12 protein-coding genes are annotated in these 13,577 nt (G+C 74.7%); 3 read left to right on the top strand and 9 right to left on the bottom strand.

Going from position 1 to position 13,577, the window contains the following annotated elements:
- Positions 1-190 precede the first annotated feature (190 nt).
- The 3 genes from ABT129_RS10250 to ABT129_RS10240 all read right to left on the bottom strand — a co-directional run bounded on the left by ABT129_RS10250 (position 191) and on the right by ABT129_RS10240 (position 3,206).
- The gene (locus ABT129_RS10250) at positions 191-1,474 is read right to left on the bottom strand and encodes an HRDC domain-containing protein (protein WP_351899071.1); all 1,284 of its coding nucleotides are present in this window, start codon (positions 1,472-1,474) and stop codon (positions 191-193) included.
- 82 nt (positions 1,475-1,556) lie between these two features.
- The gene (locus tag ABT129_RS10245) at positions 1,557-2,222 is read right to left on the bottom strand and encodes a LuxR C-terminal-related transcriptional regulator (protein ID WP_250917434.1); all 666 of its coding nucleotides are present in this window, start codon (positions 2,220-2,222) and stop codon (positions 1,557-1,559) included.
- 282 nt (positions 2,223-2,504) lie between these two features.
- Positions 2,505-3,206, bottom strand: coding sequence for a DUF3000 domain-containing protein (locus ABT129_RS10240; RefSeq protein WP_351899069.1), 702 nt, complete (start codon positions 3,204-3,206; stop codon positions 2,505-2,507).
- A gap of 91 nt (positions 3,207-3,297) precedes the next feature.
- Between ABT129_RS10240 and hemE the strand changes: the two genes are divergently transcribed.
- Complete coding sequence (gene hemE / locus ABT129_RS10235; protein ID WP_351899066.1) at positions 3,298-4,374, top strand: uroporphyrinogen decarboxylase; 1,077 nt, start codon at positions 3,298-3,300, stop codon at positions 4,372-4,374.
- A gap of 55 nt (positions 4,375-4,429) precedes the next feature.
- Here hemE and ABT129_RS10230 read toward each other — a convergent pair whose 3' ends face one another.
- On the bottom strand, positions 4,430-5,803 hold the full coding sequence (locus ABT129_RS10230; RefSeq protein WP_351899064.1) for an FAD-dependent oxidoreductase: 1,374 nt from the start codon (positions 5,801-5,803) through the stop codon (positions 4,430-4,432).
- A 22-nt stretch (positions 5,804-5,825) separates the two neighbouring features.
- A complete protein-coding gene (locus tag ABT129_RS10225) occupies positions 5,826-6,815 on the bottom strand; it encodes a DUF4349 domain-containing protein (protein ID WP_351899062.1) in 990 nt (329 codons plus the stop codon).
- A 180-nt stretch (positions 6,816-6,995) separates the two neighbouring features.
- Between ABT129_RS10225 and hemG the strand changes: the two genes are divergently transcribed.
- On the top strand, positions 6,996-8,447 hold the full coding sequence (hemG, locus tag ABT129_RS10220; RefSeq protein WP_351899059.1) for a protoporphyrinogen oxidase: 1,452 nt from the start codon (positions 6,996-6,998) through the stop codon (positions 8,445-8,447).
- Positions 8,448-8,464: 17 nt separating this feature from the next.
- Complete coding sequence (gene hemQ, locus ABT129_RS10215) at positions 8,465-9,178, top strand: hydrogen peroxide-dependent heme synthase (protein WP_351899057.1); 714 nt, start codon at positions 8,465-8,467, stop codon at positions 9,176-9,178.
- 205 nt (positions 9,179-9,383) lie between these two features.
- On the opposite strand, the gene ABT129_RS10210 is transcribed toward hemQ, so the two are convergent.
- The 4 genes from ABT129_RS10210 to ABT129_RS10195 form a co-directional block, all read right to left on the bottom strand.
- The gene (locus ABT129_RS10210; protein ID WP_351899055.1) at positions 9,384-10,151 is read right to left on the bottom strand and encodes a TIGR04222 domain-containing membrane protein; all 768 of its coding nucleotides are present in this window, start codon (positions 10,149-10,151) and stop codon (positions 9,384-9,386) included.
- A gap of 49 nt (positions 10,152-10,200) precedes the next feature.
- Positions 10,201-11,250 (bottom strand): TIGR04222 domain-containing membrane protein, encoded by a 1,050-nt coding sequence (locus ABT129_RS10205; protein ID WP_351899053.1) that lies wholly within the window; start codon positions 11,248-11,250, stop codon positions 10,201-10,203.
- Positions 11,251-11,257: 7 nt separating this feature from the next.
- On the bottom strand, positions 11,258-12,721 hold the full coding sequence (locus ABT129_RS10200; RefSeq protein ID WP_351899051.1) for a multinuclear nonheme iron-dependent oxidase: 1,464 nt from the start codon (positions 12,719-12,721) through the stop codon (positions 11,258-11,260).
- An 82-nt stretch (positions 12,722-12,803) separates the two neighbouring features.
- Positions 12,804-13,517: a peptidyl-tRNA hydrolase gene (locus ABT129_RS10195; RefSeq protein ID WP_351899048.1), complete on the bottom strand. Its 714-nt coding sequence runs from the start codon at positions 13,515-13,517 to the stop codon at positions 12,804-12,806.
- Between the last annotated feature and the right edge of the window lie 60 nt (positions 13,518-13,577).

Here is a 13,577-nt window from a genome sequence, read left to right as displayed (position 1 = left end):
TAAGCGTGCGCTTGCTCCGTCCATGCTACTTGTGGGTAACCAGGCTGCCCAGCCCCTGGGGCGCAAGCGGCGAAGGTCACACCCGGAACTCTGCCGGATACGACCCCGATCGACCCGGATGCGCTCCGGACATGACCGGGCCCCCGGCACATCACGTCGTGTCGGGGGCCTCGGAAGGGTCGCTCGGGGGTCACGCGGTGGCGGTCAGCGCCTCCACCAGCAGCGGGGTCACGAGACCGACCTGCCAGGGGCGGGCGCCGTGGCCCGTCAGGGCGGCGGCGACGCCGTCCGCGTCCGCCGGGGACGGCGGCTCCCAGCAGACCCGGCGCACGGTGTCCGGGGTGATCAGGTTCTCCTGCGGCAGGTTCAGCTCCTCGGCCAGCTCCGAGACCGCCGCGCGCGCCGCCGAGAGGCGGGCCGCCGCGACCGGGTCCTTGTCCGCCCACGCGCGCGGCGGGGGAGGGCCGGCGACCTGCTGGCCCGGCTGGGGCAGCTCGCTCTCCGGCAGGGCCCTGGCCCGGTCCACCGCCGCCTGCCACTGCTCCAGCTGGCGGCGGCCCATCCGGTGCCCGAAGCCGGGCAGCGCGGTGAGCGCGGTCAGGTTCACCGGCACCGCGAGCGAGGCCTCCACGATCGCCGCGTCGCTCAGCACCTTGCCGGGGGAGACGTCCCGCCGCTGGGCGACCGCGTCACGGGCCGTCCACAGCTCCCGTACGACCGCCATCTGGCGACGGCGCCGCACCTTGTGCATGCCGGAGGTGCGCCGCCACGGGTCCTTGCGCGGCGGGGCGGGCGGGGCGGAGGCGATCGCGTCGAACTCCTGGTGCGCCCACTCCAGCTTGCCCTGCCGGTCCAGCTCCTTCTCCAGGGCGTCCCGCAGGTCGACGAGGAGCTCCACGTCGAGGGCCGCGTACCGCAGCCAGGGCTCGGGCAGCGGCCGGGTGGACCAGTCGACGGCGGAGTGGCCCTTCTCCAGGGCGTAGCCGAGGACGGACTCGACCATCGCGCCGAGGCCGACGCGCGGGAAGCCCGCGAGGCGGCCGGCCAGCTCGGTGTCGAACAGCGAGGTCGGCAGCATGCCTATGTCACGCAGGCACGGGAGGTCCTGGGTCGCGGCGTGCAGGATCCACTCGGTCCCGGCGAGCGCGTCGCCGAGTCCCGAGAGGTCGGGGCAGCCCACCGGGTCGATCAGCGCGGTGCCCGCGCCCTCACGACGGAGCTGTACGAGGTAGGCGCGCTGTCCGTAGCGGTAGCCGGAGGCGCGCTCGGCGTCCACGGCGACGGGGCCGCTGCCCGCAGCGAAGGCGGCGATCACCTCGGCGAGGGCGTCCTCGGTCTCGACGACGGGCGGAATCCCCTCGCGGGGCTCCAGCAACGGGATCGGAAGCCCATTCGCAGGGACATCGTCGTCCGGGGGGCCGCCCCCGGTGGTGCGCAGTGCTGTGTCTGCTGCGGTCTCTTGGGCGTCGGTCACCTGTCAAGGGTATCGGTGAACGGCAAGCGCCTGTCGACGGAACGTTCCGTCGACAGGCGCAGGCTTCTCGTCGAGCGATCCGTCAGTGGATGATCCCCGTCCGCAGGGCCACCGCGACCATGCCGGCGCGGTCGCCGGTGCCCAGCTTGCGGGCGATCCGGGCGAGGTGGCTCTTCACGGTCAGGGCCGAGAGGCCCATGGAGACGCCGATCGCCTTGTTCGACTGGCCCTCCGCGACGAGCCGGAGCACCTCGACCTCACGGCCGGAGAGCTCGCGGTAGCCGCCCGGGTGGCTCGGGGCACCCGGGGGGCGGCGGTGGCCGAGTCGGGAGGCCGCGGCGCCGATGGGGGCGGCGCCGGGGCGGGTCGGGTGACCGATGTTGGTACGGGTTCCGGTGACTACATAGCCCTTCACGCCGCCCGCCAGGGCGTTGCGCACGGCGCCGATGTCATCGGCGGCCGAGAGGGCGAGGCCGTTGGGCCAGCCCGCGGCGCGGGTCTCGGACAGCAGGGTCAGGCCGCTGCCGTCGGGCAGGTGGACGTCGGCAACGCAGATGTCGCGCGGGTTGCCGACGCGGGGACGTGCCTCCGCGATGGACGAAGCCTCGATCACGTCACGTACTCCGAGGGCCCACAGGTGGCGGGTCACGGTGGAACGGACGCGCGGGTCGGCCACGACGACCATGGCCGTCGGCTTGTTCGGGCGGTAGGCGACCAGGCTTGCGGGCTGCTCGAGGAGAACGGACACCAGGCCTCCTGGGGGGAAGGATGCGGGACGGGGCCGGCTCGGGGAAGAAGCCGGGGGCGAACCCGTGCTGTGAAGGGGTCACTGAATCCTTCGGCAGCTGGGCGGCCCGCCTTTAGGGAAAGATCACGATTTGGTGAGTAACAATCAGGACAATTCGGACGCGTGATCGATCATCCTACGAGCGGGCCCCGCTCCGTCACCCCCACGAGGGAGTGCCCGACCCCCCTGCGGACACGCCCCGGGAGTGGCTTGATCTCGCCCCCCGGCTGTGCCGTCGGCCCCTCAGGCCTGCTGCGGACCCCGTCGCTGGGGCAACGAGACGACCCCCGCGCCCGACACCGTCCCCGTCGCCCCGGCCGCCGGATCGGCGGGCGCGGGCGGCAGTCCCGCGATCTGGCAGAGGAGGTCGCACCAGGCCGCCAGGTGCGCCCCCGTGTCCGGCACCCCGCCCAGCGCCTCGCGCGGCGTCCAGGACGCCCGGATCTCGATCTGCGTCGCCGGCCTGCGGTCCGCGAGGCCGCCGAAGTAGTGCGAGCCCGCCATCGTGACGGTCCCGCTCGCCTCCCCGTACGCCAGGCCCCGGGCCTCCATCGCCCCGGTCAGCCAGGACCAGCACACCTCCGGCAGCAGCGGATCAGCCGCCATCTCCGGCTCCAGCTCCGCCCGGACCAGGGTCACCAGGCGGAACGTGCCCTTCCAGGCCTCGTGGCCGTCCGGATCGTGCAGCAGCACCAGGCGTCCGTCCGCCAGGTCCTCCTCGCCGTCCACGACGGCCGCCTCCACCGCGTACGCGTACGGGGCGAGGCGCTGCGGGGGCCTCGTCGGGTCGATCTCGATCTCGGGTCGCAACCGCGCCGCGCGCAACGCCTCCACCGCCCGCCGGAACACGGGGGGTACCGGGTTCGCCTCCGTACTGTCCGCCGTTTCGTCCGTCCCTCGATCGCCGTCGGAATGATCGGAAAAATGTCCCTGAGCCGCAGCCATGCGGGGAAGAGTAGGCGGAACGGGGCCTCCGTGCAGGGAGGGACACCCTGCCCGGACGAGCGGCTTCCCGCCACATGCGAAGATTCTGGGCGTGAGTGCCAACGACAGCCCGCAGGGCCAGCAGACGAAGCAGCAGTCGCGGACGCACGACTCCGCGTTCCTCAAGGCATGCCGGCGTGAGCCCGTGCCGCACACCCCCGTCTGGTTCATGCGTCAGGCCGGGCGCTCGCTCCCCGAGTACCTCAAGGTGCGCGAGGGCATCCCCATGCTCGAATCGTGCATGCGGCCCGAGCTCGTCACCGAGATCACGCTCCAGCCGGTCCGCCGCCACAAGGTCGACGCCGCCATCTACTTCAGCGACATCGTCGTCCCCCTCAAGGCCATCGGCCTCGACCTCGACATCAAGCCCGGCGTCGGCCCGGTCGTCGCGGACCCGATCCGCACCCGCGCCGACCTGGCCCGGCTGCGCGACCTGACCCCCGAGGACGTCCACTACGTCACCGAGGCCATCGGCATGCTCACCGACGAGCTGGGCGACACCCCGCTCATCGGTTTCGCGGGCGCGCCTTTCACCCTCGCGAGCTACCTCGTGGAGGGCGGCCCGTCGCGCAACCACGAGCACACCAAGGCGCTCATGTACGGCGACCCGCAGCTCTGGGCCGACCTGCTCGACCGCCTCGCCGAGATCACCTCGGCCTTCCTCAAGGTCCAGATCGAGGCCGGCGCCTCCGCCGTCCAGCTCTTCGACTCCTGGGTCGGCGCCCTCGCCCCGGCCGACTACCGCCGCTCGGTGATGCCCGCCTCCGTGAAGGTGTTCGACGCGGTCGCCGGATACGGCGTCCCGCGCATCCACTTCGGTGTCGGTACGGGCGAGCTGCTCGGCCTCATGGGCGAGGCCGGCGCGGACGTCGTCGGCGTCGACTGGCGCGTCCCGCTCGACGAGGCCGCCCGCCGGGTCGGCCCCGGCAAGGCGCTCCAGGGCAACCTGGACCCGGCCGTGCTCTTCGCCACGCCGGAGGTCGTCGAGGCCAAGGCGGACGAGGTCCTGGCCGCCGCGAAGGGCCTGGAGGGACACGTCTTCAACCTGGGCCACGGCGTCATGCCGTCGATGGACCCGGACGCCCTGACCCGTCTCGTCGAGTACGTCCACACCAGGACGGCCGTCTGACGGTCACCCCCGCCCGGCCGACGCCTCCGCCCCACCGGGCGGAGGCGTCGCCGTCTCAGCCCGCCGCGCGGACCGCCGCCGTCGCCTTGCGGGCCGCGACCAGGACCGGGTCCCACACCGGCGAGAACGGCGGCGCGTACCCCAGGTCCAGGGCCGTCATCGCCTCCACCGTCATCCCCGCCGTCAGCGCCACGGCCGCGATGTCCACCCGCTTCCCTGCGCCCTCCCGGCCCACGATCTGCACCCCGAGCAGCCGCCCGGTACGCCGCTCGGCCAGCATCTTCACCGTCATCGGCGCGGCCCCCGGGTAGTACCCCGCGCGGCTCGTCGACTCCACGGTCACCGTCACGTACCGCAGGCCCACCTCCCTGGCGTCCTTCTCCCGCAGGCCCGTCCGCGCGAGCTCCAGGTCGCACACCTTCGACACCGCCGTGCCCACCACCCCCGGGAACGTCGCGTAGCCGCCGCCGACGTTCGACCCGATGACCTGGCCGTGCTTGTTCGCGTGGGTGCCGAGCGGCACGTGCCGCTCGCGGCCCGAGACCAGGTCCAGGACCTCCACGCAGTCGCCGCCCGCCCAGATGTTCGCGTGGCCCCGGACCCGCATCGCCAGATCGGTGAGCAGCCCGCCGTACGTGCCGAGGGGCAGCCCCGCCGCCCGCGCGAGCGAGGTCTCCGGCACCACCCCCATGCCGAGGACCACCACGTCCGCCGGATACTCCGCCTCGTCCGTCGCCACGGCCCGGACCCGGCCGTCCTCGCCCGTCAGGATCTTCGTGACCTCCGCGGAGGCGACCGTCCTGATGCCCAGGCCGTCCATCGCCCGGTGCACGAGCCGGCCCATGTCCGGGTCCAGGGTCGCCATCGGCTGCTCGCCCCGGTGCAGGACCGTCACCTCGTAGCCCCGGTTCAGCAGCGCCTCGGCCATCTCGACGCCGATGTAGCCCGCGCCGACGACGACGGCCCGCCGCCCGGCCGACCCCTCCAGCGAGTCGAGCAGCGCCTGCCCGTCGTCCAGGGTCTGCACCCCGTGCACCCCCGGCGCGTCGATCCCCGGCAGCTCCGGGCGCTTCGGCCGGGCCCCCGTCGCGATCACCAGCTTGTCGAAGCCCGTCCAGGCCTCCGTACCCGCCTCCAGGTCCCGCGAGAGGACCCGCTGGCCGGGCACGTCGAGCGCGGTCACCTCCGTCCGCATCCGCAGATCGATGGCGCGCTCGCGGTGTTCCTCCGGGGAGCGCGCGATCAGCTCGTCACGGGTGGCGACGTCACCGCCGACCCAGTACGGGATGCCGCAGGCCGAGTACGAGGAGAAGTGACCGCGCTCGAACGCGACGATCTCCAACTCCCCGGGCCCCTTGAGCCTGCGTGCCTGCGACGCGGCGGACATCCCCGCCGCGTCACCACCGATGACCACCAGTCGTTCGCTCATGGGGACAGCCTATTTTCGGCGTTCACTCACCGGGCGACTCCGGGGGTACGGGTGCCCCGGCGGCGTTCCTGCGGGGAGCGGGGACGGCCGGCGCCGGCTCCGGCGCGGGCGCCCGCGGCGTCCGGCGCGGGCGGACGACGTAGCGCCACACGGCGAACGCGATCAGCGCGACCGCGAGCCACGGGGCGAGCGCGGCCAGGACGATCCCGATCCACGCGAGCGCGCCCACCAGCGCGTTCCACCCGCCGCTCAGGGCGTCACCGAAGCCGGGACGACCCTCCTCCGCCTCCTCGGCCCGCGGCTCCGCCTTCTCCGTCAGGTCGAGGGCGATCGTCGCGAGCGACGTCCTGTCCTTCAGCGAGGACTGCTGGGCGAGCAGCGACTCCAGGTCCGCCTGGCGCCGGCTCAGCTCGCCCTCCAGGGTCACCACGTCGGCCAGCCGCTCCGCCCGCTGCATCAGCGCCCGCACCCGCGCCACGCTCGCGCGCTGCGTGGCGATCCGGCTCTCCACGTCCACCACCTGCTCGGTGACGTCCTTCGCGTCGGCCTTGCGGGCCAGCAGCTTCCCCGTGCCCGCGAGCTCGCCGAGGACGGAGTCGTACCGCTCCTGCGGCACCCGCAGCACGATGTGGGAGGTGACGTACGTGTCGTCGCCCCGTTCCGTCGTCTCGTTCTCGACGTGCCCGCCCGCGCCCGCCGCCACCCGGCGCGCGGTGGCCAGCGCCTTCGCCACGTCGCCGACCTCCACGGAGAGGGACGCGGTCCGGATGACGTGCTGCGGGGCGGGGGCCTTCGTCGAGGTCTCCGCCGGGGCCTTCTCGGCGCCCGCGCCCGCCGAACCGTCGGCGGCGGCCCCCCGCGCCGCGTCCCCGGGCGCCTCGGCGCTCAGGTCCTGCTTGGAGCTCGTGCCCATCTCGTCGCCGGAACCGCAGCCGGTCAGGACCAGCGCCGCCGTCAGCAGCGCCGCGGCCGCCGCCCCCCGCCCTCTCGCCGTCGTTCGTGCGCTCCGCATCGGGTCCCCCCAGGGTGTGGTGGTGAGTGGTGCCCACTCGATGCCCCTACGACGCGGGGCCCCGGGAACCGGATCCCCTCCGGCGGTAGCGATGCGGTCACGGTCCGGCATCGGAACGGCGGCGGGCGGCGGCGACGGCCTCGGGACGGGAGCCCGTGGGCGATTTGAGAGAGTGGTCCCATGAACGCGGACACCACGGGACCCCATGTCGTCGTCGCCGGAGGCGGTATCGCCGGACTCGCGGCCGCCCACCGGCTGGCCGTCGCCGGCCACCGGGTGACCCTCCTCGAAGCGGGGCCACGACTCGGCGGCAAGCTCCTCGCCGGGGAGATCGCGGGCGCGCCGGTGGACCTCGGTGCCGAGTCGCTGCTCGCCCGGCGCCCCGAGGCGGTCGCCCTCGCCCGGGCCGTCGGCCTCGGCGACCGGCTGCAGGCCCCCGCCACCACCACCGCGTCCGTCTGGTCCCGGGGCGAGCTGATCCCCATGCCCAAGGGACACGTCATGGGCGTCCCCGGCGACGCCCGCGCCGTCGAGGGCCTCCTCTCCGAGGAGGGCGTGCGCCGCATCGGCCTCGACGCCGAGCTGGCCCCGACGGAGATCGGCGACGACATCGCCATCGGCGCGTACGTCGCCGCCCGCATGGGGCACGAGGTCGTCGACCGGCTCGTCGAACCCCTCCTCGGCGGGGTGTACGCCGGTGACGCCTACCGCATCTCGATGAGGGCCGCCGTCCCCGCCCTCTTCGAGGCCGCCCGCACCCGGCCCACGCTCACCGCCGCCGTCCGCGCCGTCCAGCGGGCCGGGGCCACCGCCCCCGCCGACGCCGCGGGCGCCGCCACCGGCCTCGGCGGCTCCGTCTTCCTCGGGATCCGGGGCGGCGTCGGCACCCTGCCCGCCGCCGTCGCCGACGCGATCCGCGCGGCGGGCGGCGAGATCCTCACGAACGCCCCCGTGACCGCGCTGCGCCGCTCCGGGGCCACGGGCTGGCAGGTCGTGAGCGGCGACCGGGTCCTCACCGCTGACGCCGTCGTCCTCGCCACCCCCGCCGGGCCCGCCGCGGCGCTCCTCGCCGCGCACGCGCCCGCCGCAGCCACCGAACTCGACGCGATCGACTACGCCTCCATGGCCCTGGTCACCCTCGCCTTCCGCCGCTCCGACCTGCCCGCCCTCGCGGGCTCGGGCTTCCTCGTGCCGCCCGTCGACGGCCACACGATCAAGGCGTCCACGTTCTCCTCGCAGAAGTGGCGGTGGGTCACCGACGGAGCCCCCGACCTGTTCGTGCTGCGCACCTCCGTGGGCCGCCACGGCGAGGAGGACCAGGTCCAGCGGGAGGACGCCGACCTGGTCGACGCCTCCCTGAAGGACCTGGCCGCCGCCACCGGGCTCGCCGCCCGCCCCGTCGCGACCACGGTCACCCGCTGGACCGGCGGCCTGCCCCAGTACCCCGTCGGCCATCTCGACCGCGTCGCCCGGGTCCGCCGGGCCGTCGCCGCGCTTCCCGGGCTGCGGGTCGCGGGCGCCGCGTACGACGGTGTCGGCGTCCCCGCCTGCGTCGCCTCGGCCCACCGCGCCGCCGACGAGATCATCGCCACGTCGAAAAGGACCCACCCCGGTGCGGGGCACTCCCTGTGACGGGCGAGAATAGGCGTATGAGTGCGCCCGAAAAGATCCCGAACGCCGGTAAGAAGGCGAAGGACCTCAACGAGGTCATCCGCTACACCCTGTGGTCCGTCTTCAAGCTGCGCGACGTTCTCCCCGAGGACCGAGGCGGTTACGCCGACGAGGTCCAGGAGCTGTTCGACCAGCTCGCGGCCAAGGACATCACGGTCCGCGGCACGTACGACCTGTCCGGTCTGCGCGCCGACGCCGACGTGATGATCTGGTGGCACGCCGAGACGAGCGACGAGCTCCAGGAGGCGTACAACCTCTTCCGCCGCACCCGCCTGGGCCGCGCCCTGGAGCCGGTCTGGTCGAACATGGCGCTGCACCGCCCCGCCGAGTTCAACAAGTCGCACATCCCGGCCTTCCTGGCCGACGAGAACCCCCGCGACTACGTCTCGGTCTACCCCTTCGTGCGCTCCTACGACTGGTACCTGCTGCCGGACGAGGACCGCCGCCGGATGCTCGCCGACCACGGCAAGATGGCCCGCGGCTACCCGGACGTCCGCGCCAACACGGTCGCCTCCTTCTCGCTCGGCGACTACGAGTGGCTCCTCGCCTTCGAGGCCGACGAGCTGCACCGCATCGTGGACCTCATGCGTCACCTGCGCGCCTCCGAGGCGCGGATGCACGTCCGCGAAGAGGTCCCGTTCTACACCGGCCGCCGCAAGAGCGTCGGCGACCTGGTGGCGGGACTGGCCTGACGGCCGTACGAAACCTGGTGGCGGCCCTGCTCCCGGCCGGGTGCGCCACCCCTCGACCCGGAAGATCAGACGGCGGGCGGAACATTGCCCGCAGGTCCAGCGACACCGGGTCCGGCACCGGGTGCGGCGCGCGTCTCGCGCGCCGCACCGGCGTCATTTCCGGGCCCTCGCGGCCCGCTCCCAGGCCCGCGCCGCCGCTCGCTCCTCAGCCCCGGCGGCCCCGGGTCCGGGTTCCGTGCCCCGCCAGGGCCGCGCGCAGCTCCGGCTCCAGGACCGCGGGTCCCCGCGTCGCGAGAGCGGTCAGGGGGTCGGCGGGCGAGAGCCCCGCGAGCACCCGCTGACCGGCGGGGGAGGCCCAGCGGGTGTACGGGTACACCTCGATCCGCCCGATCAGCAGGCAGAGCCCCGAAGCGAGCAGCGGAAGCGTGAAGCAGGCCAGGACCGGAGTCCGTTCCCCGGCGGGCACCAGAAGCGCCGACGCCGCCCCGAGGGCGAGGCTCAGCAGGAAGCCCGCCCGGACCGCCCGCAGCCCGGCGGCGACCTCCCGGCGGCCCGACTCGGACACGGCGAGCCCCCGGTCGACGAGCCGCTCCGCGAGCCGGCGTACGGAGTCGGTGGCGGCGACCACCGGCCGGACGGCGGGGATCGGCGACTGCCCACCCGGACCGATCGCGCCGAGCACGGCCCGCTCCACCTCGTCCCCCGCGCGACCGGTGGCGTCGACGACCGTCGCCCAGCCGGTGTGCGCGAGCAGCAGCCGCCGCTCGCGGTGCATCGACACGAGGGTCAGATCGGTGACCCGCAGCGGCCCGCCCGCGAGATAGGCCGCCTCGCCGACGGTGAGCTCCGGAGGGGATCCGGCGAGCGCGCCGGCGCGACCGGGCCGGGCGGTGGCGAGCGTCGCCCGGCAGAGCCGCGCGCAGCCGACACCGGCCACGACGCAGGCCACGAGCAGCAGCGGAACCCACACCATGTCCGAGTTCTACGGCAGACCCGCCGCGCCCGCCACCGGAAAACGGTGATCAGCCGCTGGAGCTGGAGCACGAACTCCCGCTGGAACTGGAGCTGGAGCACGAGCTGGAGCTGGAACTCCCACACGAACTCCCGCCCCCGCCGCCACAGCTGGAACCCCCTCCGGAGCAGGAACCACCACCGGAGCACGAGCTGCCGCCCCCGCCCCCTCCACAGAAACCGCTTCCCGCGCACCACACGGCGGCGACGCCGAAGTCGTCACCCGTGTCCGAGTGGGTGCGGTGGTGCGCCGAGGGACGCCGACCGCCGCCTCCGCGACGCCGGACGGGCCGGTGGACCCGTGCCGCGGCGAGGAGTTGCTCCCGCAGCACGGGGTCCGGCAGGGCCCGCAGCCCGTGCAGGGCGACGAGGACGCCCGCGTCGGCGAGATGGCCGTGCTCCCGGCCGAACGTGGAGAGGGCGCGCCGCCCGCCGGAGGTGACCCGCACGGCGGAGAGCGATCCGCAGAGGATGGCGGTGACCCCGGCGGCGAACAGGACGGGCAGCACCGTGACGAAGAACGGGACGGACACCTCCGGTTCGGGGGCGACGTCGGTGGCGAAGTCGTCCGCTCCGGCGGCGAATTCCACGACCGTGAGGAAGATGGACACCAGGAAGAGGGCGAAGGCGGTGAAGCCGAGCGCGACGCACAGGCGGAGCGTGCGGCGCCGGGTCGCCGGGGCGACGAGGAGTCCGCGCGCCGCGAGCCCGTCGCCGATCTCCTGCACCGCCGGGTGCCGCATCACGGCGAGCCGCAGATGGTGCAGGGCCCCGTGCGGGGCGGCGGCGTGCGCCTGGAGCACGGCGCGCTCCACCGGGTCGTACGCGGTGGGGCGGACGACGGCCACGATGCCGGGGCCGCCGACCGCCAGCCGGCCGTCCGCCTGGAGGGCGGCGAGGGCGGTGTCGACGACGCGGGCGGGGCCGCCGTTGAGGAAGGCGGCCTCGTACCGGTCGTGGACGGGTCCGCCGGGCCCGCGACGGGTCCGGACGACCCGGATCACGAGCAGCGTGATGCCGGTGACGCCGGCGAGGTAGTAGAGCGTGGTCAGGATGTTCACGGGCACCTCATCTCCGTACCAGTGCGTGACGGGCGGCTCGTACGAGCCGGGTGGCGCGGCCCGGCGGCCGACTGCCGGAACGGTCCTGCCACCACTCGGTCAGCCGGCGCCGTGCGTCCGGGTCCTCCGGCCGCCCTGCGACCAGCAGACGCTCGGCGAAGTCGAGCGCGTCCCGGCGGTAGCCGCCGGTCATCGGCCGGGACCGGGCGTAGGCGAGGAACGCCGGCCGGAACCCCGCGCCGAGGATCTCCGGCAGTTCCGGCGCGACCTTCGCGACCACCCCGGCCCGCTTGGCCGCCAGCGCCCGGGCCTGCACCCCGAGCCGCCGGCTGTCGAACCCCTCGGGCACGGGGGTCCCGGCGACCAGTGCGGACAGCAGGGCGGCCTGTGCCACGGCGACCCGCTGCCGGGCACCGGGACGCGCGGCGGACTCCCGCACGGGCTCGGCGCCGTCCCGCGCCGCCCCGGGACCGGAGTCCCGCCCCGCCCCGGGACCGGGCGCCGTGGCCGCCGTCACCGGGGCGCTCGGCATCGGCCCGCCCGAGACACGGGCCCCGGCCCCGATGAGCAGCGGCTGCGCCGGCGCGGCCGTGGCCCCACCGCGCCCCGCCCCGCCCCCGTGACCGGCGCCCCGACCGCGTACCGCCGACGCCCCCGTCACCGTCGCCCGTATCGCGCTCAGCTCGTCCCCCAGCTCCCGCGCGGAGGGGAAGTCGTCGTCCCGCTCCAGCAGCACGCCGGGCGGCGACACCCGCGACGCGAGGTCCGCCAGCACGTCGAGCACCACCTCCGGCACGGGATGCGCGTGGGTGTCGTGCCAGACGCCGTCCCGCTCCACACCTCCCGCCACGTGCACGTACGCGATCGCCTCCACCGGCAGCTCCGAGAGCGCCCGCGCGGGGTCCTCGCCGCGGTTGACGCGGTTGGTGTGCAGGTTGGCGACGTCGATGAGGAGCCGTACCCCCGTACGCTCCACCAGCTCCGCCAGGAACCGTCCCTCCGACATCTCCTCGCCGGGCCAGGCGACGAGGGCGGCGATGTTCTCCAGGGCGAGCGGCACGGGCAGCGCGTCCTGCGCGATCCGTACGTTCTCGCAGAGCACGTCGAGCGCGTCCCGGGTCCGCGGTACCGGAAGCAGATGGCCCGCTTCGAGCTGCGGCGTCGCCGTGAGCGACCCCCCGGCCCGTACGAACGCGATGTGCTCCGTGACCAGCGGCGCCCCGAGCGCCAGCGCCTTCTCGCCGAGCGCGGCGAGCCGTGCCGGGTCGGGCCGGTCCGCGCCCCCGAGCCCCAGCGAGACGCCGTGCGGGACGACCGTGACGCCGCGCTCGCGCAGCCGGGTCAATGAGTCGGGCAGATGACCGACGCAGATGTTCTCCGCGACGACCTCCACCCAGTCGACGCCGGACAGGCCCTCCACCGCGTCAGCGATCTCGGGACGCCAGCCGATGCCGATGCCGAGTTCCGTCATGTCCCCCTCCTTCGGTCCTCAGTCACCCACGTGATGGCCCCGGGGGGAACGTTCGAACCCCAGGAGGGGGACGTTCAGAGCTTCATTTGAGGTTCGTCGCCCCTCGGGCCGCACCGGGGAACGCGGACACCACCGTGCACGAGCCCGGGGCGATCTCCGTGAAGCCCGCGTCCCGCACCACCGGCAGTCCGCTCGTCGTCAGGGCCGGCCACTCCTCGGCCGGGGCGGTCCGCACGGCGAGCGGGAAGCCGGCCTCGCGCCAGGACTTCCGGTCCGCGTCCGTCATCGCCCACCACAGCAGCTGCGCGCCGTGCCCGGCCTGCGCCATCGCCTTGCCCGCCGACATGTCGAGCTCCGGGCTGAACCACAGCACCGCCGCCCCGTCCGGCACGGGACCGGGGTCGGCCGGGTCGTCGAGGTCGGTGCCCGAGACCTGGAGCCGGGCCAGGTCCTTGGGCCAGCCGTCGAGCGGGACGGGCGGGAAGACCCGTACCTCCGCCTCCCGGCCGGCGACCGTGATCCCCGGGAGCGCGTCAGCCCGCCGCCACTCCGCGCCGCGCGCCCGCCGCACCACCTTGCGGATCCTGGCGTCCTGCCAGTCCTCCATGGCCCGCGCCCACTCGCCCTCGCCGAGGGAGCGGTCGTCGGTGAGGATCTCCAGGACGGCGCGCGCCGCGGTCTCCAGGGCGTCGGTACGGGCCGGCGGCGCGTCCCGTTCGATCCGCACGACCAACGGCAGGACGAACTGGGGCTTCTCGTCGCGGAGATCGGTCTCGGGGGTCTCGTTGCTGCTCACCCGGCAAGTCTGCCACTCCCGTTCCGGGCGCCTGTTTGTGGGAACACATGCTTCCGGGTC

The sequence above is a fragment of the Streptomyces sp. NPDC002057 genome, from assembly GCF_040296665.1.
In the GTDB taxonomy this organism is placed as follows: Bacteria; Actinomycetota; Actinomycetes; order Streptomycetales; family Streptomycetaceae; genus Streptomyces.
The sequence above is the reverse complement of the archived record's forward strand: the minus strand, read 5'-3'. Positions and strand labels throughout refer to the sequence as shown.